Source organism: Baekduia alba (assembly GCF_028416635.1).
Taxonomy (GTDB): Bacteria; Actinomycetota; Thermoleophilia; order Solirubrobacterales; family Solirubrobacteraceae; genus Baekduia; species Baekduia alba.
Map to the genome: position 1 here is coordinate 1629429 of NZ_CP114013.1, position 20573 is coordinate 1650001.

Sequence of the window (20573 nt, forward strand, 5' to 3'; positions counted from 1 at the left end):
CGTCACCGCTCGACGATCGCGACGACGCCCTGGCCGCCGGCCGCGCAGACCGAGATCAGCGCGCGGCCCGAGCCCTTCTCGGCCAGCAGCTTCGCCGCCGTCGCCAGGATCCGGCCGCCGGTCGCGGCGAACGGATGGCCCGCGGCGAGCGACGAGCCGTTGACGTTCAGCTTGGAGCGGTCGATCGAGCCCAAAGGCCCGCCCAGGCCCAGGTGCGAGCGGCAGAAGTCCGCGTCCTCCCACGCCGCCAGCGTCGCCAGGACCTGCGACGCGAACGCCTCGTGGATCTCGTAGAAGTCGAAGTCGTCCAACCCCAAGCCGGCGCGCGCGAGCATCTTCGGCACCGCGTACACCGGGGCCATCAACAACCCCTCGTCGCCGTGGACGTAGGAGACCGCCGACGTCTGCGCCTCCACGAGGTGCGCCAGGACCGGGATCCGGCGCTCCTCCGCCCACGCGTCGGTCGACAGCAGCACGCACGACGCGCCGTCCGACAGCGGCGTCGAGTTGCCGGCGGTCATCGTGGCGCCGTCCTCGCGCGCGCCGAACACCGGCTTGAGCCTCGCCAGCTTCTCGACCGTCGAGTCCGGCCGGAGGTTCTGGTCGCGCGACAACCCGAGGTAGGGCGTGACCAGGTCGTCGAAGAACCCGCGGTCGTAGGCGGCGGCCAGGCGCTGGTGCGACAGCGCGGTCAGCTCGTCCTGCGCCTCGCGCGTGATCCCCCACTTGCGCGCCGTCACCGCGGCGTGCTCGCCCATCGACAGGCCGGTGCGCGGCTCCGCGTTGCGCGGGACGTCCGGCGCCAGGTGCGACGGCCGGACGTGCGCGAGGAGCTTCACGCGCTCCGCCGCCGACTTCGTCGCGTTGACCTTCACCAACAGCCGACGCAGGTCGTCGTTGACGCCGAGCGGCGCGTCGCTGGTGGTGTCGACGCCGCCGGCGATCGCCACGTCGATCTGCCCCAGCGCGATCTTGTTGGAGGCCAGCACGGCCGCCTGGATCCCGGTGTCGCACGCCTGCTGGACGTCGTAGGCCGCCGTGGCATCGGACAGCGCGCTGCCCATCACGCACTCGCGGATGAGGTTGAAGTCGCGGGCGTGCTTGAGCACGGCGCCGCCGACGACCTCGTCGACGGCTTCGCCCGCCAGGCCGAAGCGGGCGACGAGCCCGTCCAGGGCGCTGGTGAACATGTCCTGGTTGGAGGCCTGCGCGTAGGGTCCGTTGGACCGCGCGAACGGGATGCGGTTGCCGCCGAGGATCGCGGCGGGGGCGGGGCGGGAGCTCTTCTTGGGCTGGGGCATGGTGACATCAAAGAATGTAACATCGAACCGTGTCGCAAGCCGCCGATAGATACCAACGCCTCTCGTCCACGCCGCCCGGCCGCTTCCTCGTCGGGCGCTTCGGCCTCCCCGAGTCGACGCCGCTGCGCCGCTACGAGGCGGGCCAGCCGCTGCTCGCCGGACCCGCCGTCGTCGGCGGCGCGCCCGAGCACCGCCTGCTCTCCACGGTCGAGCGCGTGCTCGAGGCCACCAACAGCACGGCGCTCGCGCCAGACGCCGTCACCGACACCACCAAGATCGCCGCCGCGGTCTTCGACGCGTCCGGGATCACGAGCTCCGACGACCTCGCCAAGCTGCGCGAGTTCTTCTCGCCGATCATCAGCCGGATCGGCGCGAGCGGCCGGCTGGTCGTCCTCGGCACGCCGCCCGAGCACGCCGCCGACCGACGCCATCATGTCGCTCAGCGCGCGCTCGAGGGCTTCGTCCGCTCGGCGGCCAAGGAGCTGCGCCACGGCGCGACGGGCAACCTCGTCTACGTCGCCCCGGGCGGCGAGGACGACCTGGAGTCGACGCTGCGCTTCCTCCTCGGGTCCAAGTCGGCGTACGTGTCGGGCCAGGTGATCCGGGTCGCCAGCGGCGAGTCGTCGACGCCCCGGGACTGGGACAAGCCGCAGGCCGGCCGCGTCGTCGCGGTCACCGGCGCCTCGCGCGGCATCGGCGCCGCGATCGCCCAGACGCTCGCGCGCGACGGCGCCCACGTCATCGCCATCGACATCCCGCAGCAGGGCGAGGATCTTGCCTCCGTCGCGAACGCGATCGGCGGCGCGACGCTCGCGCTCGACGTCACCGCGGCCGACGCGCCCGCCGCGCTCGCCGCCTACCTCCAGGAGCGCCACGGCACCGTCGACGTCGTCGTCCACAACGCCGGCATCACGCGCGACCGGACGCTCGCGCGCATGAAGCCCGAGCGCTGGGACGCGGTCCTCGACGTGAACCTCTCCGCCCAGGAGCGGCTCAACGAGGCGCTCCTGCTCGGCGACCTGATCGGCGACGGCGGCCGCATCGTCACGGTCTCCTCGATCGGCGGCATCGCCGGCAACCGCGGGCAGACGAACTACGGCGCGTCGAAGGCGGGCGTGATCGGGATCGTCGAGACGCTCGCGCCCGAGCTCGCCCAGCGCGGCGCGACGATCAACGCGGTCGCGCCCGGCTTCATCGAGACGCAGATGACGGCCGCGATGCCGCTGTTCGTCCGCGAGGGCGGGCGCCGGATGAACTCGCTCGCCCAGGGCGGCCTGCCGATCGACGTGGCCGAGACGATCGCCTGGTTCGCCAGCCCGGCGTCCGGCGGCGTCAACGGCAACGTCGTGCGCGTGTGCGGCCAGTCGCTGATCGGAGCGTAGGACGATGACAACTCGGACGCTCGACGGCGCGCCGTCGGCCGCGACGCTCTACCCGCGCGCCGTCGCCGGCTCCTACGCGCTGCCGCTGCTGCGCAAGGTCCCGGTCATCGGCCCGAGCGCGGCCAAGGGCCTGCCGGACCTCGCCTTCGCGTTGCAAGACGTACAACTCGACGCGGGCCACGTCGCCGACTACGCGCGCGTCTGCGGCTTCGACCTGCGCGACGCGGTGCCGCCGACCTACCTCCACGTCCTCGCGTTCCCGCTGGCGATGCGCCTGATGACCGACGGCGCGTTCCCGTTCGGCGTGCTCGGCCTCGTGCACGTCGAGAACCGGATCGAGCACATGCGGCCGGTGACGGTGGGGGAGACGCCGTCGTTCACCGTGCACGCGCAGGATCTGCGTGACCACCCGCGCGGCCGGCAGTTCGACGTCGTCGCGGTCGCGACGGTCGACGGCGAGCGGGTCTGGGAAGGGCGCTCGACGTACCTTCGGCGTGGCGGCGGATCGTCCGCGAGCAGGGACGACAACACGACCAAGCGCGACGCGCCGCCCGCGTCCGAGGCGATCTGGAAGGTCCCGGCCGACATCGGCCGCCGCTACGGCGCCGTCTCCGGCGACCGCAACCCGATCCACCTGCACAACCTCAGCGCCAAGGTCTTCGGCATGCCCCGCGCGATCGCCCACGGGATGTGGCTCAAGGCCCGCACGCTCGCCGCGCTCCAGCCCGAGCTGCCGGCCGCCTTCGCCGTCGAGGTGCGCTTCAAGAAGCCCGTCCTCCTGCCGGCGACCGTCGGCTTCTCGACGACGACGACGCCGCAGCCGGACGGCACCGGCCGCGCCTTCGCCGTCCACGACGCCAAGCGCGGCATCCCGCACCTGGACGGTCGGATCAGCGCCTGAGCAGAACATTGCCGCGTGGCTGTTGACGTGGCGACCCCGGCGCGGGACGGTGCGCCTATGCCGCACCCGCTCCTCGTCGTCCTGCTCGCCGTGCTGGTGCTCGGGCTCGTCGTGGTGCAGACGGCGTTGGCCGGCGTCCTATAGGACCGCGCCGCGCAGCATCGGCCGTCCCAGCCCGAAGCCCTGCGCCGCGTCGCAGCCCAGCGGCCGGACGACCGCGAGGCAGCCGGCCGCGGCCGCGGCCGCGGCCACGATCCCGGCCAGCAGCGCCACCAGCCACTGCAGGCGTCGCGTCCGCGAGGTCACCGCGTCCGTGCCGCGAACATCCTCCACGCGCGAGAGATTCGGCGGCGAGCGGGAACGGTCTCATCCCCGACCGGGGTATTTCGGGCACCCCGGTCGGAGGACGGACGCTGGTTCTGGGCGCCGGTGCCCCGGATCAGACGGTCTCGAGGACCAGCTCGGCGTCGCGGGCGTCGACCGCGGCGTCGTCGGTCGCGTCGGGCGCGACGTAGCCCGCCGGCGTGCGCAGCAGGAACCAGCACGCGGCGGCGCCCACGGCGCAGAGGGCGAAGCACACCCACAGCGCGTTGTGCATCCCGTCGACGAACGCCTGCGGGTCGGCCGCGCCGAGCGAGGCCCCCGTCGGGATCAGCGCGCCGAGCGCCGCGACGCCGACGGCGATGCCCGCTTGGCGGAACGTGTCGTTGACGCCGGCGGCGAGGCCGCTCTGATGCTGTGGGACGCTGCCCAGGGCGAAGTTGCTCACCGCCGGGTTGAACAGGCCGGTGCCGATCATCGCGACGATCGAGCCGGGCAGGCCGATGGCCCACGACGAGTCGACCTGCGCGAGCGTCATCAGCGCCATGCCGATCGCGACCAGCGCAAGGCCGACGCTGACCATCGCACGACCGCTCACGCGCTCGCCCATGGCGCTCGTGCCGCCCGCGACGAAGAACATGAGCACGGTGCCGGGCAGGTAGACCAACCCGGCCTCGATCGCGCTCAGGCCGAGGATCTGCTGGAGGTAGAGCGTGATGTAGAAGAACACCGCGAAGAACGACGCGGAGATCGCGAACGCGCCGACCTGCGCGCCGGTGAAGCGCCCGTCGCGGAACAGCCCGAGCGGCAACATGGGGTCCTTGACCCGCGCCTCGACGGCCAGGAAGGCGGCCAGCAGGACGCCGGCGCTCGCGAGCTCGGCCACGATCTGCGTCGAGCCCCAGCCCTCTTCGTTGCCGCGCAGCAGCGCGAGGATCAGCAGGAACAGGCCGCCGGTGAGCGTGAGCAGGCCGGCGACGTCGACCCGGCGGGCCACGGCGTCGCGCGACTCGGCGACGTAGGCGCGCGTGATCCACAGGCACGCCAGGCCGAGCGGGATGTTGATGAGGAAGATCGCGCGCCAGCCGAAGCCGCTGGTCAGGGCGCCGCCGACGAGCGGGCCGACGGCGAAGGCGGCGCCGATCGTCGCGCCGTAGGCGGCCAGGGCGCCGACGCGCTCCTTGATGTCCGGGAACGCGTTGGCCAGCAGGGCCAGCGACACGGCGAACATGACGGCGGCGCCGATGCCCTGCACGACGCGGGCGATGTTGAGGAACTCGATGCTGCCGGCCAGCGCGCACAGCAGCGACGCGCCGGTGAAGAGCGCGAGGCCGAAGGTGAAGAGGCGACGACGGCCGAAGCGGTCGGCCAGCGAGCCGGCCGTGAGCACGACGGAGGCGAGGGCCAGCGTGTAGGCGTCGACGATCCACTGCAGGCCGTGCAGGCCCGTGTGGAGGTCGCCGGCGATGTCGGAGAGCGCGGTGTTGACGACCGCGATGTCGAGCATGAGCATCGCGGTCGCGACGCAGACGACGATCAGGGTCCAGCGTTGGGTTGGCACTGTTGGGGGAGTCCTTCGTGAGAGCAGGGGGAGCGAGGTCGATGGACAACGTGCCGTGGGCGGCAGGTGTGAGACATCGGGGGAACCCCCGGTCGTGAAGGACTGGCCTGCTGGCCGAACCGGCGCAGGTGCGGTTATCCGGCCGCCGCGAGCGGCTGCGCGCCCAGCGCGGCCGCGTCGACCGGGCTGACCGTCACGGGGATGCCGTTGAGCACGGCCGTCCCGGTCAGCGGCTCGACCTCGGCCTCGTCGGTCAGGATGTTCGAGTTGACGCCCGCGTGGGCGCGGGCGACGGCCATGTCGGCGCCGTCGCGGTCGTGGCCCCAGCCGTGCGGCAGCGAGACGACGCCGGGCCGGATGTCGTCGGTGACCTCGACCGGCGCGGTCACGGTCCCGACGCGCGAGCTGATCGTCGCTTGGCCGCCGTCGGCGAGCCGCAGGCGGGCGGCGTCGTCGGGGTGCACGTGCAGCGTGCAGCGCTCCGGCCCGCGCACCAGCAGCGGCAGGTTGTGCATCCAGGAGTTGTTCGAGCGCAGGTCGCGGCGCCCGATGAGGACGATGCCGTCGCGCGGCTCCTCCAGCGCCGCGTGCAGCCGCGCGACGTCGGCGACGAGCGCGGGCGGCGCCAGCTCGACCTTCCCGCTCGGCGTGCGCAGCACCTCGGGCAGGCGCGGCGCCAGCGCGCCGAGGTCGATCCCGTGCGGCTTGGCCTCCAGGTCGGCGAGCGTCAGCGCGTACGGGCCGGTGCGCAGCATCAGGTCGATCAGGCGCGACGAGCCGACGCGCGGCGCCAGCTCGGCCAGCGCGTCGTCGACGTCGCGGCCGTGCCACGGAGAGTGCGCGTCGCCGACCTCGCGACCGATCGCGGCGCGCGCGATGAGCTCGTCGATCGCCGCGACGTCGGCGTCCGGGCCCTGGCCGGTGACGACGCCGACCAGGCGCAGCACGGTCTCCCACTCGTCGGGCAGCCCGGCCGGGCGCTCCAGCACGGGCGGGGAGTAGTTGGCGTAGTTGCGGATCGCGAAGCCCTGGAAGACGAAGTCGAAGTGCGCCTTCTCCAGCGGCGAGGGCGACGGGAGGATGACGTCGGCGTGGCGCGTCGTCTCGTTGACGTAGATGTCGATCGACACCATGAAGTCGAGGTCGTCCAGCGCCGCGGCCAGGCGGTCGCTGTTCGGCGTCGAGAGCACCGGGTTGCCCGCGACGGTGATCAGCGCGCGGACCTGGCCCTCGCCGGGCGTGTCGATCTCCTCGGCCAGGCACGCGACCGGCAGCTCGCCGAACGTCTCGCCCAGGCCGCGGACGCGGGAGGTCCAGCGGCCGAACTTCGCGCCGCGGCCGCGGCCCGGCTCGCCCTTGGTGTTCGCCAGGCCGGCGGAGGGCAGCGGGAACATCGCGCCGCCCGGGCGGTCGAGGTTGCCGGTGACGACGTTGAGGACGTCGATCAGCCACGAGGCGGTCGTGCCGAACGCCTGCGTCGTCGTGCCGATGCGACCGTAGGCGACGGCCGAGGGCGCCGCCGCGAAGTCGCGGGCGACCGCGCGGATCGCGTCGGCGTCGAGGCCGCAGGCGTCCGCGACGGCCTCGGGCGGGAAGTCGACGGCCAGCGCCCGCACCTCGTCGAGGCCCGCGACGTGGTCGGCGGCGCCGGCGAGCGCGTCCAGCCGCTCGTCGAAGATCACGTGCAGCAGCGCCATCACCAGCAGCGCGTCGGTCCCCGGCCGGATCGCGAGGTGCACGTCGGCCTCCGCCGCGCTGCGCGAGCGTCGCGGGTCGACCACGACGAGCGTCCCGCCGCGGGCCCGGATGGCGCGCAGCCGCCCGCGGGCGTCGGGCGCGGTCATCAGCGAGCCGTTGGACGCCAACGGGTTCGCGCCGAGGCAGAGCAGGTAGTCGGTGCGGTCCAGGTCGGGGATCGCGACCGTCGTCCCGGTGCCGAACATCAGCGCCGAGGCCGCCTGCTTGGGGTACTGGTCGACGGTGCTGGCCGAGAACACGTTCTTGGTCCCGATGGCCTTCAACAACGCCTTGCCGTAGAGCAGGAAGCCGAGCGAGTGCGCCGCCGGGTTGCCGATGTAGGCGGCGACCGCGTCCTTGCCGCCGCGCTCCACGACCGCGGGCAGCCGGTCGGCGATCAGCGCGAACGCCGCGTCCCACGACGCCGGCGCGAACGACCCGTCGGCCTGCCGGATCAGCGGCGTGCGCACGCGGTCGGGGTCGTCGTGGAGCTCCTTGATCGACACGCCCTTGGGGCACAGGAAGCCGTGCGAGAAGACGTCGTCGGCGTCGCCGCGCACCTTCGTCACGGTGTGCGCGCCCGCGTCGACCTCGAGCGCGAGGCCGCAGGTCGCTTCGCAGAGGGGACAGGTCCGGAAGGCGACGGTCATGGGCGAAAGCTACTCGGACACTCGTCCACCACCAACATCCCCACCTCAACGCGAACGCGCGCCGACCGATGCCACAGAGAGCCATGGAGGCAAAGCACGCAACGGACTGCGCGCCCTGGAAGGAAGGCATCGACCCCGTCGATGCCCGTTCCGTCGCCGGCGCCATTGACGATCTGGCCGAGTTCCCGGTCCTGGATGCCACGGTGCTCCGCGTCATCGCCCTGTGCGATGACCAGGACTCCACGGCCGCCGACCTGGTCGACGCGCTGGAGCAGGACGCGACCTTCGCGGCCAACCTGCTGCGGTTCGCGAACTCCGCGGCCCGCGCGCACCCGATCCGCGCGAAGACGATCCGCCAGGCCGTGATGCTCGTCGGCCGGCGCGCGCTGCGCCGCCTCGCGCTCGAGGCCGCCACGTTCCGCTTCCTGGAGCGCTCCAGGGGCAACGGCCGCGCCTCCTGCGGCCAGCTCCACCTGCACGCGATCACCGTCGCGATCGGCGCCGCCGCGGCCGCCGAGGAGGCCCGCATCCCGGGCGACACGGTGCACCTGGCCGGCCTGCTGCACGACGTCGGCAAGCTCGTCCTGCCGGAGGTCTTCGGCGAGGCGGCCTGCGACGCGATGGCCCGCGAGTTCCCGGCCGGCGCCGAGCGCGTCCTGGCCGAGCGCGAGCGCTTCGGCATCGACCACGCCCAGTGCGGCGCGCTGCTGGCCGAGCGCTGGGGCCTGCCGGCCGAGGTCGCGTCGATCATCGCCTGGCACCACGGCGGCCCGACCGGGGTCGGCGCGCCCAACGCCGAGGTCGCGTGCGTGCAGCTCGCCGACAACGTCGCCGGCATGCTGCACGGCACCGAGGCCGACCACGCGCTGCTCGAGGTCGCCATGGACCGCCTGCAGCTGACCGCCGACGTCCTCGACGTCCTGGCCGAGCAGATCGCCAACCCCGAGCAGCGGACCGGCGAGAACGGCCGGCTGGCGCAGCGCGTCGCCGAGCTGGAGCGGCTGTCGCAGACCGACGACCTGACCGGGTTGGCCAACCGCCGTCACTGGCTGCAGACCACCCGCATCGCGCTGATCGAGAATCGCGGCGGCGCGATCCTCATCTGCGACATCGACAACTTCAAGGCCGTCAACGAGCGCCACGGCATGGCCGCCGGCGACCTCGTCCTGGCCGAGATCGGCCGCATCCTCGCGGTGCACGGCCACGCCGGCCGCCTGGGCGGTGACGAGTTCGCCCTGCTGGTCCCCGGCAACCTCGAGGAGGCCGTGCAGGCCGCGCAGCGGATCATGGCCCAGGTGAGCGAGGTCTTCGAGGCCGGCAGCGGCCCCAAGGTCGACCTGTCGCTGGGCTGCGCCGCCGCGCCGACGCACGGCGACGAGCTGGCCGACCTGCTCGAGGCCGCCGACGTCGCGCTGCTGGACGCCAAGCGGGCCGGCCGGTCGCGGGCGATGATCGCCGGGGCCGAGCTCCGCCCCGACGACGTCGTGGCGTAGGCGCTACGCCGTCGCGCGCGCCTTGGGGAACAGGAGGCGGGCCATCACGGCCGTGTCCATGTACTCGCGTACGGCGACGATGAGCCCGTCGCGGAACTCGAAGATCGCCAGGTAGTCGTTCTTGTAGGCCTCGCCGCGCACGGTCGTGGCCTCGACCGTCCACTCCAGGACCGCCGCGTCCTCGTCGGCGACGACCGCGTGCGTGGTCAGCGTGAACGTGCCGGGGGCGAACTGCGACATGACCGAGCCGAGGAAGTCGCCGAGGATCGCGTCGCGGCCCTCCCAGGTCTTCGAGACGGGCAGGTCGCCGGGCAGCCACCACGTCGCGTCGGGGTGGAACGCGGCCGTGAGGGCGTCCTCGTCGACGGCCTCGATGGCCTTCAGGTAGTTGTCCATGGCGGCTCGCGTGGTCATGGTGGGCAGCCTTCCGCGCCGCCGCGGGTCGCACCAAGAGCACCTGGTTCTGCCGCGGTGCCGATCCGGCATACCATCGCTGCTCCATGCTCGACCGCAGGCTCCTCTACTTCCTGGCGGTGGCTCGCGAGGGCTCGTTCAGCCGTGCGGCCGACGTCCTGCACGTGGCCCAGCCCGCGGTCTCCCGGCAGGTCGCGCTGCTGGAGGCCGAGGTCGGCGTGCGCCTGCTGGAGCGCTCGTCGGCGGGCGTGGTGCCGACCGACGCCGGCCAACGGCTGCTGGAACGTGGCGCGGCGCTGGAGCGCGAGGCGACGGCGCTGCACGAGGAGCTGCGCGCGTTCGGGGTCGGACACCGGGGGCGGGTCGCGCTCGGGTACTCGACGTCGCTGGGCTACGGGACCGCGCCGCTGCTGATCGAGGGGCTGCGGCGTCGGCTGCCCGCGGTCGAGGTGCATCCGCGGCTGCTGCCGACGCCGGAGCTGGGCCGCGCGGTGCGCGAGGGCACCTTGGACCTGGCGCTCGTGCGGTCGGCGGGGCAGGTCCACGGCGTCGACGCCGAGGTGCTCCGGCGCGAGCGGCTGGGCGTGCTGCTGGTCGCCGACGACCCGCTGGCCGCGAGCGACATGGTGGACTTGGCCGCGCTGGCCGACCAGACGATCTCGCTGCACGACCGCGCGGCCAACCCGGGGCACTACGACCTCGTCGTGGGCGCGTGCCGCGCGGCGGGCTTCGAGCCGCGGCTGCTGCACGTCGGCACGCCGTTCGACCCGTCCTACGGCGCGCTGATCGAGGGCGGCGCGGTGTCGCTGGCCGGCGAGTCCTCGCAGGTCGGGACGCCGGCGCCGTTGGTGTGGCGGCCGCTGCGCGACGCACCCCGCGTGCCGATCAGCCTGCTGCGGCGCGGTACGCCGGACGATGGCGACGGCGCGGTCGTCGCGCGGGCGGTCGAGGCGCTGCGCGCCGAGGCGGTCGCGCAGGGCTGGACGGCGCCGTGAGCCGCGGGCTGGTCGCCGCGCCGTGGTACGAGCTGCGGCGCGCGCAGTCCACCAAGCCGTCGACCTACACGTGCCCGTTCTGCCCGCGCAAGCTGCCGGCGTTCAGCGAGCACGTCCTGATCCGGCCCGTGGGCCAGGGCGAGGGACGGCGTCACGCGCATCTGGCCTGCGTGCAGCGCGCCCGGGCCGCGGGGCGGCTCCCGTCGCGCGACGAGTGGCAGGCCACCCAGCCGCGCCGGCGGGGCCTGCTGGCCCGGCTCTTGCGCCGCACGGCAGGATGATCGGCATGGACGACGTCCCGCTCGTGGCCATGCGCCGGTCGCTGCACGCCCTCGCCGAGGGCGTGGTCAGCCCGCTGCGCGTGCAGGCGACCGGGAACGAGATCGCGCTTCAGGTCCGGCCCGAGGGCTTCGGCACGCCGGACCTGCCCGGCGGCGGCTGGGTCGGCACCGCCGGCACGCAGCTCGTGCGCGTCGGGGCCGACGGCGACGCGAAGGCGATCGCCATCACCTCGCTGCGCGCGGCGGCGCGCTTCGTCGGCCTCGACGAGGCGGCGGCCGCGGCGCTGCCCGACGACACGCTGGAGGTCCACGCCGGCGCCGCGCTGATCCTGGCCGACGTGTGGGCCAACGGCGACGAGGCGCTGCGCGGGCTCCTGGACGGCGCCTCGCCGGCCGACGAGCCGGCGCCGATCAACCTCTGGCCCGAGCACTTCGACATCGCGACCGAGCTCGGCGCCGGCGAGACCCGCGCGACCTACGGCATCTCCCCGGGCGACGACGACCACACCGAGCCCTACGCCTACGTCGCGCCGTGGACCGCGCCCGCCGAGACCGGCTCCGCGACCTTCTGGAACGCCCACGGCTTCACGGGCGCCGAGCGCCCCGCCGAGGACGCCGACGAGATCCTGGCGTTCTTCCGCGCCGCGCGGGAGCTGCTCACAGCAGGTGGCGGCGGGTGACGATCTCCTCGGAGAGCGTCTTGTAGCCCACGCGGTCGAAGACGACCGTCACGACTCCGTCCTCGACGTGCTGGACGGCGCCGTCGCCGAAGGTGGGGTGGTGCACGCGGTCGCCGACGGCGAAGGGCTCGTCGGCGCCGAGGAGGTCGGAGGGCAGGCCGTGGCCGGCGTCGCAGTTGTCGCAGTTGCCGCACGGCGGCTGGAAGACCTCGCCGAAGTACCCCAACAACAGCGCGCGGCGGCAGGTCTCGTGCTCGGCGTAGCCGCGCATCATCTCGACGCGCGAGCGCTCGAACTGCTCGCGATCGACCTCGCTCGCGGCCGCGCTCTCGACGCCGGTCGCCAGGTCGACGCCCTCGACGCTCGACACGACGCCGTCGTCGCCGACGACGACCACGCCGGCGTCCTGGAGGCGGTGCAGCGCGGTCGCGGCGCGCGACCGCGACATCCCGAGCTCCACGCGCAGCGCGCCCGCGTCGACCGGCCGGCCCGCGGCCTGGACCACGCGCGCGACGCGCTCGAGCGTCGCCTGGTCGATCTTGCCGGAGGCGAAGAAGCGCCGGCGCCCGAGGTCCTCCGGGCGGTAGTACAGCCGCGCGATCGCCGGGCCGCCGTCGCGCCCCGCGCGGCCCAGCTCCTGGAAGTAGGCGTCCAACGACTCGCTGACGTCGAGGTGGAAGACGAACCGCACGTCGGGCTTGTCGACGCCCATGCCGAAGGCGATCGTGGCGACCATCACGTCCACGTCGCCGTCCGGCGCCATGAACGCCTCCTGCGCCGCGTCGCGCGCCTTCGCGCTCATGCCGCCGTGGTAGGCCGTCGCCCGGACGCCGCGCGCGGCCAGCGCGCCGGCGAGCTCCTCGGCGCCCTTCTGCGTCGCGGCGTAGGCGATCCCGGTCGCGCCGGCGCCCGCGGCGACGACGTCCTCGATCAGCGCCCGCTCCTTGCCCTCGCCCTCGTGGAAGCGCCGGACGCCGAGCCAGATGTTGGGCCGGTCGAAGCCCTTGACGATGACGTCCGGGTCGCGCAGCCGCAGGACGCGGACGATCTCCTCGCGCACCGGCGCCGCCGCGGTCGCCGTCAGGGCCAGGATCGGCGGCCGTCCGAGGGCTTCGGCGGCCGCGCCCAGCTCCAGGTACTCCGGGCGGAAGTCGTGGCCCCACTGGGACACGCAGTGCGCCTCGTCGACCACGAACAGCGACGGCCCGGCCGCGCGCAGCCGCGCCAGCGTGTCGGCGTTGGCCAGCTGCTCCGGGGCCAGCAGGACGAACTCGGTCGCGCCCGACGCCAGCCCCGCGAACACCGCCTCGCGCGCCGTGTGCGACAGCGTCGAGTTCAGCTCCGCCGCGACGCCGCCCTCGGCCTGTGCGACCTGGTCGCGCTGCAGCGCGATCAGCGGCGAGACCACCACCGTCGGCCCGTCCCGGAAGTACCCCGCGAGCTGGTAGATCGCCGACTTGCCCGACCCCGTCGCCATGACGACCAGCGCGTCGCGCCCGTCCAGCGCCGCCTCGATGCCCTCCAACTGCCCCGGACGCAGGTGCGCGTGGTGCAGCTCCCGCTGCGCCGCGGCCTCGATCTCGTCTTCGCTGGGGTGCATGGACACGGGTAAGCCTCGGCCGAGCCTATCCTCGAACGGGCATGGCCTCCGTCCCCCAGTCCGAAGGGCGCAAGACGCGCCTGGCCGACCAGCGCAAGAAGCTCCCCGACGCCCCCGGCGTCTACCTGTTCCACGATGACAAGGGCAAGGTCATCTACGTGGGCAAGGCCAAGTCCATCAAGAAGCGGATCGCCAGCCACTTCTCCAACCCGGTGACGCGCGGCGCGCACCAGATGGTGGACTCGATCGACTCCGTCGACTTCGTCGTCGTGGAGTCCGAGACCGAGGCGCTGCTCGTCGAGCAGAACTTCATCAAGCAGTACCAGCCGCGCTTCAACATCCGGCTGCGCGACGACAAGTCCTATCCCTACATCGCGATCTCGATGGACGAGCCGTTCCCGCGGGTCTACTTCACCCGCGAGCGGCACCGCAAGACGCGCCTGTACTTCGGCCCCTACAGCTCCGCCAAGCGCACGCGCTCGACGCTGGAGACGCTGGGCAAGGTCTTCCAGTACCGCTCCTGCAACGGCGCGGAGCCGGGCCGGCGCTCCGGCTCGCCGTGCCTCGACTACTACATCAAGCGCTGCGGGGCGCCCTGCGTCGACTACGGCGTGACGCGCGAGCAGTACATGGAGTCGATCGACGGCGTCCGCGCGTTCCTGTCAGGCCGCTACCGCGAGATCGAGCACGACCTCGAGACGCGGATGAACGGCGCCGCGGCCAAGCAGGAGTACGAGCAGGCGGCGTTGGAGCGCAACCGCCTCGCCGCGGTCCGCTCGCTGCTGCAGCGCCAGCGCGTCGCCAACGACGCGAACGGGACGGTCGACGTCGTCGCCATCGCGGTCGACGGCACCGACGCCAACGCCCAGGTCTTCCAGCTGCGCGACGGCGTCCTCAGCGACCGCCAGTCGTTCTACCTCGACAACATCCAGGAAGGCGGGGTGGGGGAGGTCGCGCAGGAGTTCCTGTTGCAGTACTACGGCGAGGCGACCGTGATCCCGCCGCAGGTCATCGTCCAGGGCGCGGTGGAGGACCTGGAGCCGCTGGCCGAGCTGCTGACCGAGCGCCGCGGCGCGAACGTCGAGGTCCGCGCCGCCGAGCGCGGCGACAAGGCTCGCCTGCTGGACCTCGCCGAGCGCAACGCGCGCCTGGCGCTCGACCAGGAGCGCCTGAAGGCCGAGCGCTCGCGCCAGCAGCGCGTCGTGGCGCTCGACGACCTGCAGGCCGAGCTGGCGCTCGACGCGCTCCCGCTGCGGATCGAGTGCTTCGACATCTCCAACCTGATGGGGACGCACACGGTCGCGTCGATGGTCGTCTTCGAGGGCGGCGCGCCGAAGAAGGCCGACTACCGGCGCTTCACGATCCGCGGCGGCGAGGAGGGCGTCCCGGACGACTTCGCCTCGATGAGCGAGGTGCTCGGCCGCCGGCTGGCCAGCTGGGAGCGCCAGCAGGACCTCTCGCCGCACGACGCGGACCGCAACGAGTCGTTCGCGACGCTGCCCAACCTGATCGTGATCGACGGCGGCAAGGGCCAGCTGAGCGCCGGCGTCGAGGCGCTGCGCGGCTTCCTGGACCGTGGCGTCGCGGTCGTCTCGCTGGCCAAGCGGATCGAGGAGGTCTTCGTCCCCGGCCGTCCGGAGCCGATCGTCCTGCCCCACGACACGCCCGCGCTCCAGCTCCTGCAGCGCGTCCGCGACGAGGCGCACCGCTTCGCGATCACGCACCACCGGACGCGGCGCGACCGCGCGATGACGGCGTCGGTCCTCGACGACCTGCCGGGGATCGGCGAGGGGCGCAAGCGTGCGTTGTTGAACCACTTCGGCTCGCCCGACGCGGTGCTGGAGGCGACGCGCGAGCAGCTCGAGGCCGTCCCCGGCCTGCCGGGCAAGACCGCGCGCGACCTGTACACCTTCCTGCACCGCACGCGGACGGGGCGCTGAGTGGCCGCCGAGCGCCTCGCCGTCATCGGCGCGCCGTCCAGCGCCGGCGCCTACGCCCCGGGCCAGGAGCTGGCGCCGGCGGCGTTCCGCGACGCGGGGCTGATCGCGGCGCTGCGCGCCGAGGGCTGGGCGCAGGTCGAGGACGTCGGCGACGTCCCGGGCGCGCGCTGGGCGCCGGACCCCGAGGACCCGCTGGCCGCGAACGTCGCGGAGGCGGCGAGGGTGGCGGGCAAGGTCTCGGGCGCGGTGCGCGGCGCGCTGGGGGATGGCGCCGAGCGCGCGCTGATCCTCGGCGGCGACTGCACGGTCGGCATCGGCGCGGTCGCCGGCGTCGCGGACCGCGGCCGGGTCGGGTTGGTGTACTTGGACCTGCATGCGGACCTCAACGTCCCCGAGGCGACCGACGACGGCGCGCTGGACTGGATGGGCGTCGCGCACCTGCTGGCGCTCGACGGCGCGCGGGCGCCGCTGCGAGATGTAGGTCTACGGACGCCGCTGCTGAGCGGCGCCGACGTCGCGCTCGTCGGCTTCGACCCCGATCACGCGACGGCGTTCGAGCTGGCGGCGATCGCCGAGCACGGGCTGGCGCACGAGTCGATCGCGGCGCTGGCCTGCGATCCGGCGGCCGCCGCGCGGCGCGCGCTCGCGGCGCTGGGCGACTGCGACGTGCTCGCCGTCCACCTCGACGTCGACGTGGTGGACTTCCTCGACCTGCCGCTGTCGGAGAACACCGAGCGCGACGGCGGCGTGACGCTGGACGCCGCGCTGGCGGCGCTGGCCGTCGCGGTGGCCGACCCGCGCTGCGCCACGATCACGGTGACCGAGGTCAACCCGGACCACGGCGCGGCGGACGGGACGACGCTGAAGACGCTCGTCGGCGGGCTGGCCGCGGCGCTCGCGCCGCCGCCCGCCGCGGCTTAGGTGGTGCCGGTGGTGGTGGTGCCGCCGGCGCGCGGGCGCTGCGGGAGCTTGGACTGGCAGGCCTTGAACGCGGCCTGGACCTGGGGATCGGTCTGCTTGAGGTTGCGCAGGGCGTTGAAGCCGTCGGCGACCCTGACGTCGAGGCCCCGGTCCTCGAGGCAGGTCAGGTACGGCGTGTAGGCCTTGATGTCCATGCGCGGCCGGGTGCCGTTGCCGCCGCCTCCGTAGCCGCCGCGGCCGCCGCCCGGGCCGGCGCCCGGGCCGGCGCCCTGCGGGCGGTACTTGGCGCAGGCCTGCATGGCCTTCTGGAACTTGGGGTTGTTGGCGGCGCCGCCGGGCGCGCCCCCGCCGCCGCCCGGAAAGCCGCCCTGCGGCGGCGTGCCGTCGGTGGTCGTGGGCGGCGTGGCGCTGCTGGCACTCGGCAGCCCGCCCTGGCCGTTGCGGCGGTCGGGCAGCGTCACGCCGTTGTCCTTCAGGCACTGCTGGAACTTCTGGAAGTCCGCGTCGCGCGTCCCGCCCTGCTGGCCGGCGCTCGCGCTCCCGTCGCCGGTCGTCGACGACGAGCTGCTGTCGGAGCTGCCGCACGCGACGAGCGCGAGCGACGCGCCGGCGACGGCGAGGGCGGACAGGGGCGTGGCGAGGCGGGACATGGCGAGCAGTGAGCCGCAGGAACCGAAACGCCGGCCAAGCGGGGCCGAAGAAGTGCGTAAGTCACGGTTCTTCGGCCGGAGAACCGCCTTGGTCCTGACGTGGCGGACCGCGGGGCGTCGGGTTCTTCGACTTTTCTCGCACTCCGCTTAGAGACTGCTCACGGGATGGGCCGAAGCTGGCGTCGTATGCCCCGGCCGTCTCGTCGTCATCTGATCCCGCTCAACCTCGGCCTCGGCGCCCTCGCCGCCGGCGGGGTGGTCGTCGCGGTCGTCATGGTCGGCCCCGAGACCTCGGCGCAGACCGCGCAGCAGCGCGTCGTGACGGTGTCCAAGGGCGTGGTGCAGTCGACGGTGTCGGGCAGCGGCAACCTCTCGCCGGCCAACACCATCACGATGAGCTTCGGCGCCTCGGGCAAGGTGACCAAGGTGTACGTGAAGGCCGGCCAGCACGTCACCGAGGGCCAACTGCTGGCGCGGATCGACCCGTCGTCGGCCGAGGTCGACCTCGCCGACGCCGACGCGACGCTGTCCGCGGCGCAGGACACGCTGGAGGACATCGAGTCGGGGACGACGACCACGACGACCGCCTCGACGAAGACCGCGACGACGGCGAGCGCGACGACCGCGAGCGTCAAGGCGGTCGCGGCCCAGGCGACGAGCGCGGTGCCGGCGACCACGACGGCGCCGCAGAGCACCGCGACGACGCCGACCACGACCACGACCACGACACCGGCGCCGACCAAGACGACCCCGACCACCACGACGCCGGCGGCGGGCGGCGGGTCGGGGGCGAGCGGCTCGCGCACGTCGTCGTCCTCGGGCTCCGGCGCGTCGGGCTCGTCCTCGTCCGGCGGGTCCTCCGGCTCCGGCTCCTCCGGCGGCTCCGGCTCCACGATGAGCGAGGCGTCCGCGGCCGCCGCCGTCAAGAGCGCGCAGCTCGCCGTCGACAACGCCCAGGACGCGCTCACGGCCACCGCGCTGCGCGCCCCCGCGTCGGCGACCGTCGCCTCGGTCGACGGCGCCGTCGGCGACCAGGTCAGCGCCGGCTCGTCGGGCTCGTCGGCCGGCGCGTCGACCTCCTCGGGCTCCGGCGCGAGCGGCGGCACGGGCGGCGCCGGCACCGGCGGCGCGTCGTCGACCGGCAGCACGTCGTCGTCCTCCTCGTCCGGCTTCATCACCCTCACCCAGCTCAGCCGGATGCACCTCGAGGTCAGCCTCTCCGAGTCCGACATCAACTCGGTCAAGGTCGGCCAGCAGGCGACGGTCACGATCAACGCGGCGTCCGGCGAGGAGGTCGCGGGCAAGGTCATCGACATCGGCGTCCTGTCCTCGTCCTCGTCCTCCAGCGGGACGGCGAGCGCCGTCTCCTACCCGGTGACGATCGCGCTGACCCAGACGACCAAGGGCCTGCGCTCCGGCATGAGCGCGACCGCGGAGATCGTGACGTCGCAGGCGTCCGGCGTCGTCGTCCCGACGCAGGCGATCCAGGGCTCGTCGGTGACCGTCGTCAAGAACGGCAAGCGCTCCGCGCAGCGCGTCCAGACCGGCGTCGCGGGCGACACGTCGACGCAGGTCATCAGCGGGCTCGCCGCGGGCGACCAGGTCGTCGTCACCTCGCAGAGCGCGTCGGCCGGCGCGAGCGCGACCGGCAGCGGCGCTGCGCGGACCGGCCGCACGGGCGTGGGCGGCGGGTTGTCCGGAGCGGCGGGAGGCTTCGGCGGCGGCGGGTTGTCGGGCGGCGGCGCGCCGCCCGGCGGCTTCGCCGGCGGAGGCGGTCGGTGAGCCGTCCACGCCGCCCCGTCATCCAGGTCGACGACGTCCGGCGCACCTACCAGGTCACCGAGGAGCTCGCGGTCCACGCGCTCGACGGCGTCTCGCTGCGCATCGAGCGCGGCGAGCTCGTCGCGATCATGGGCTCGTCGGGCTCGGGCAAGTCCACGTTGATGAACATGCTCGGGTGCCTCGACATGCCGACGAGCGGGCGCTACCTGCTCGACGGCGTCGACACGCGCGACATGGACGAGGACGAGCAGTCCGACCTGCGCAACCGCAAGATCGGCTTCGTCTTCCAGGCCTTCAACCTGGTCCCGCGCACGAGCGCGCTGGCCAACGTCGAGCTCCCACTGAGCTACGCGGGCGTTCCGCGACAACAACGCCGTGAGCGCGCGACCGCCGCGCTGAAGGCCGTCGGCATGGGCGCGCGCCTGAACCACCTGCCGTCCGAGCTCTCGGGCGGCCAGCAGCAGCGCGTCGCGGTCGCCCGCGCGATCGTCACCAACCCGTCGCTCGTGCTCGCCGACGAGCCGACCGGCAACCTCGACTCGCGCTCGACGGCCGACGTCCTCGCGATCTTCGAACGCCTCAACGACGAGGGCCGCACGGTCGTCCTGATCACCCACGAGAACGACGTCGCCGCCCGCGCGCGGCGCGTCATCCGGCTTGCCGACGGCCGGGTCGTGTCCGACGTCGCGACCGGCGCGGGCGCCGGCGACGCGCTCGCCGGGGAGGCCGCGTGACGCTCGCCGAGACGGTGCGCATCGCGCTCGGCGGCATCGTCGCCAACAAGCTGCGATCCGGCCTGACGATCCTCGGGATGACGATCGGCGTCGCGTCGGTGATCGTCCTGGTCGCGGTCGGCAACGGCTCCAAGCAGCAGGTGCAGGCCGGGATCCAGGCGCTGGGCTCCAACGTCCTGCTCGTCCAGGCCGGCGGCGCGCGCGGCGGGCCGGGCGCGTTCGGCGGTGGCGGTGGGTCGTCGATCACGCTCACGCAGGGCGACGCGACCGCGCTCCAGGACCCGTTCAACGCGCCGGACGTCAAGTCGGCGTCACCGGTGGTGGCCGCGTCGTCGACCACGCTGGTCGCGGGCTCGCTGAGCTATGCGTCGTCGGTCACCGGCACGACGCCGGCCTACGCGACCGCGCGCAACTACGAGGTCGCGTCGGGCGCGATGTTCACCGCCGCCGACGTCAAGCACCACGACCGCGTCGTCGTCCTGGGCCCGACGGTCGTCGAGAACCTGTTCAGCGGGGCCGACCCGGTCGGCCAGACGATCAAGATGGGCGGGTCGAGCTTCACGGTCGTCGGCGTGACCAAGGCCAAGGGGTCGAACGGCACGACCGACCAGGACGACGTCGTCTTCGCGCCGCTGACCGCCGTGCAGGACGCGCTGAGCGGCTACGGGTCGATCAACCAGATCGTCGTCCAGGCCAAGTCGGAGCAGGCGCTGAACGCCGCGCAGGCCGAGGTGACGTCGATCCTCGACACGCGCCACGACATCAGCGCCACCGACACGACGACCGCGCCGTTCCACGTCATCAACCAGGGGTCGATCCTGGAGACGTCGGACCAGACGACGTCGGTCTTCACGACGCTGCTCGGCGCGGTCGCCGCGATCTCGCTGCTCGTCGGCGGCATCGGCGTGATGAACATCATGTTGGTGTCGGTGACCGAGCGGACGCGGGAGATCGGCATCCGCAAGGCGATCGGCGCGCGCCGCGCCGACATCCTCTGGCAGTTCCTCGCCGAGGCGGTGCTGGTGTCGATGCTCGGCGGGGTCGTGGGCGTCGTGGTCGGCGTGGTCGGGAGCCGGTTCCAGATCGCCGGCGTCCAGCCCGTCATCGCCCTGTACTCGATCCCGTTGTCCTTCGGCGCGGCCGTCCTGGCCGGCCTCTTCTTCGGCACCTACCCGGCGGGCCGCGCCGCGCGCCTGCGCCCCATCGACGCCCTCCGATTCGAATGAGCGA

General features: G+C 73.7%; 19 protein-coding genes. 12 read left to right on the forward strand and 7 right to left on the reverse strand.

The annotated features are described in order from the left end of the window. Positions 1-2 precede the first annotated feature (2 nt). Positions 3-1301 carry an acetyl-CoA C-acetyltransferase gene (locus DSM104299_RS08060; RefSeq protein ID WP_272476781.1) on the reverse strand — a complete coding sequence of 433 codons (1299 nt, stop codon included), beginning with the start codon at positions 1299-1301 and terminating at the stop codon, positions 3-5. A 29-nt stretch (positions 1302-1330) separates the two neighbouring features. Here DSM104299_RS08060 and DSM104299_RS08065 point away from each other — a divergent pair, with 29 nt between their 5' ends. Genes DSM104299_RS08065 through DSM104299_RS08075 form a run of 3 tightly spaced genes read left to right on the forward strand, consistent with a single transcriptional unit; the run spans position 1331 to position 3728 of the window. Next, complete coding sequence (locus DSM104299_RS08065) at positions 1331-2683, forward strand: 3-oxoacyl-ACP reductase (RefSeq protein WP_272476782.1); 1353 nt, start codon at positions 1331-1333, stop codon at positions 2681-2683. Positions 2684-2687: 4 nt separating this feature from the next. Continuing rightward, positions 2688-3584 carry a MaoC/PaaZ C-terminal domain-containing protein gene (locus DSM104299_RS08070; RefSeq protein WP_272476783.1) on the forward strand — a complete coding sequence of 299 codons (897 nt, stop codon included), beginning with the start codon at positions 2688-2690 and terminating at the stop codon, positions 3582-3584. A 15-nt stretch (positions 3585-3599) separates the two neighbouring features. Further along, the gene (locus tag DSM104299_RS08075; protein WP_272476784.1) at positions 3600-3728 is read left to right on the forward strand and encodes a hypothetical protein; all 129 of its coding nucleotides are present in this window, start codon (positions 3600-3602) and stop codon (positions 3726-3728) included. Here the strand turns inward: DSM104299_RS08075 and DSM104299_RS08080 are convergent. From DSM104299_RS08080 to DSM104299_RS08090, 3 genes are all read right to left on the reverse strand, one after another. Continuing rightward, positions 3723-3917: a hypothetical protein gene (locus DSM104299_RS08080; RefSeq protein ID WP_272476785.1), complete on the reverse strand. Its 195-nt coding sequence runs from the start codon at positions 3915-3917 to the stop codon at positions 3723-3725. The genes DSM104299_RS08075 and DSM104299_RS08080 overlap by 6 nt on opposite strands. A gap of 106 nt (positions 3918-4023) precedes the next feature. Beyond that, positions 4024-5466: an MFS transporter gene (locus tag DSM104299_RS08085; RefSeq protein WP_272476786.1), complete on the reverse strand. Its 1443-nt coding sequence runs from the start codon at positions 5464-5466 to the stop codon at positions 4024-4026. A gap of 134 nt (positions 5467-5600) precedes the next feature. Next, positions 5601-7853, reverse strand: a complete 2253-nt coding sequence (locus DSM104299_RS08090; protein ID WP_272476787.1) for a molybdopterin oxidoreductase family protein — start codon at positions 7851-7853, stop codon at positions 5601-5603. Positions 7854-7936: 83 nt separating this feature from the next. Between DSM104299_RS08090 and DSM104299_RS08095 the strand changes: the two genes are divergently transcribed. Further along, positions 7937-9346 carry a GGDEF domain-containing protein gene (locus DSM104299_RS08095; RefSeq protein ID WP_272476788.1) on the forward strand — a complete coding sequence of 470 codons (1410 nt, stop codon included), beginning with the start codon at positions 7937-7939 and terminating at the stop codon, positions 9344-9346. Between the two features lie 3 nt (positions 9347-9349). Here DSM104299_RS08095 and DSM104299_RS08100 read toward each other — a convergent pair whose 3' ends face one another. Further along, entirely contained in the window at positions 9350-9760 is a 411-nt protein-coding gene (locus tag DSM104299_RS08100; protein WP_272476789.1) for a nuclear transport factor 2 family protein, read from the reverse strand. An 86-nt stretch (positions 9761-9846) separates the two neighbouring features. Between DSM104299_RS08100 and DSM104299_RS08105 the strand changes: the two genes are divergently transcribed. From DSM104299_RS08105 to DSM104299_RS08115, 3 genes are read left to right on the forward strand one after another with little or no spacing between them, the layout of a single operon-like run. Continuing rightward, complete coding sequence (locus DSM104299_RS08105) at positions 9847-10755, forward strand: LysR family transcriptional regulator (protein ID WP_272476790.1); 909 nt, start codon at positions 9847-9849, stop codon at positions 10753-10755. Next, on the forward strand, positions 10752-11036 hold the full coding sequence (locus DSM104299_RS08110) for a hypothetical protein (RefSeq protein ID WP_272476791.1): 285 nt from the start codon (positions 10752-10754) through the stop codon (positions 11034-11036). The genes DSM104299_RS08105 and DSM104299_RS08110 overlap by 4 nt, the downstream gene beginning before the upstream one ends. Positions 11037-11041: 5 nt before the next feature. Continuing rightward, entirely contained in the window at positions 11042-11716 is a 675-nt protein-coding gene (locus tag DSM104299_RS08115; protein WP_272476792.1) for a hypothetical protein, read from the forward strand. On the opposite strand, the gene DSM104299_RS08120 is transcribed toward DSM104299_RS08115, so the two are convergent. Next, positions 11694-13316 carry a RecQ family ATP-dependent DNA helicase gene (locus DSM104299_RS08120; protein WP_272476793.1) on the reverse strand — a complete coding sequence of 541 codons (1623 nt, stop codon included), beginning with the start codon at positions 13314-13316 and terminating at the stop codon, positions 11694-11696. The genes DSM104299_RS08115 and DSM104299_RS08120 overlap by 23 nt on opposite strands. Positions 13317-13357: 41 nt before the next feature. Here DSM104299_RS08120 and uvrC point away from each other — a divergent pair, with 41 nt between their 5' ends. Together uvrC and DSM104299_RS08130 are read left to right on the forward strand one after the other, a co-directional pair. Next, positions 13358-15256, forward strand: coding sequence for an excinuclease ABC subunit UvrC (gene uvrC, locus DSM104299_RS08125; protein WP_272476794.1), 1899 nt, complete (start codon positions 13358-13360; stop codon positions 15254-15256). Beyond that, positions 15257-16177, forward strand: coding sequence for an arginase family protein (locus DSM104299_RS08130; RefSeq protein ID WP_272476795.1), 921 nt, complete (start codon positions 15257-15259; stop codon positions 16175-16177). Here the strand turns inward: DSM104299_RS08130 and DSM104299_RS08135 are convergent. Continuing rightward, positions 16174-16827 carry a hypothetical protein gene (locus tag DSM104299_RS08135; protein WP_272476796.1) on the reverse strand — a complete coding sequence of 218 codons (654 nt, stop codon included), beginning with the start codon at positions 16825-16827 and terminating at the stop codon, positions 16174-16176. The two genes, DSM104299_RS08130 and DSM104299_RS08135, sit on opposite strands and share 4 nt — an antisense overlap. Before the next feature lie 186 nt (positions 16828-17013). On the opposite strand from DSM104299_RS08135, the gene DSM104299_RS08140 reads away from it, so the two are divergent. The 3 genes from DSM104299_RS08140 to DSM104299_RS08150 are packed head-to-tail and all read left to right on the forward strand — an operon-like array spanning position 17014 to position 20569. After that, entirely contained in the window at positions 17014-18609 is a 1596-nt protein-coding gene (locus DSM104299_RS08140; RefSeq protein WP_272476797.1) for an efflux RND transporter periplasmic adaptor subunit, read from the forward strand. Beyond that, positions 18606-19343 (forward strand): ABC transporter ATP-binding protein, encoded by a 738-nt coding sequence (locus tag DSM104299_RS08145; protein WP_272476798.1) that lies wholly within the window; start codon positions 18606-18608, stop codon positions 19341-19343. The genes DSM104299_RS08140 and DSM104299_RS08145 overlap by 4 nt, the downstream gene beginning before the upstream one ends. Beyond that, the gene (locus DSM104299_RS08150; RefSeq protein ID WP_272476799.1) at positions 19340-20569 is read left to right on the forward strand and encodes an ABC transporter permease; all 1230 of its coding nucleotides are present in this window, start codon (positions 19340-19342) and stop codon (positions 20567-20569) included. The genes DSM104299_RS08145 and DSM104299_RS08150 overlap by 4 nt, the downstream gene beginning before the upstream one ends. Positions 20570-20573: the final 4 nt, after the last annotated feature.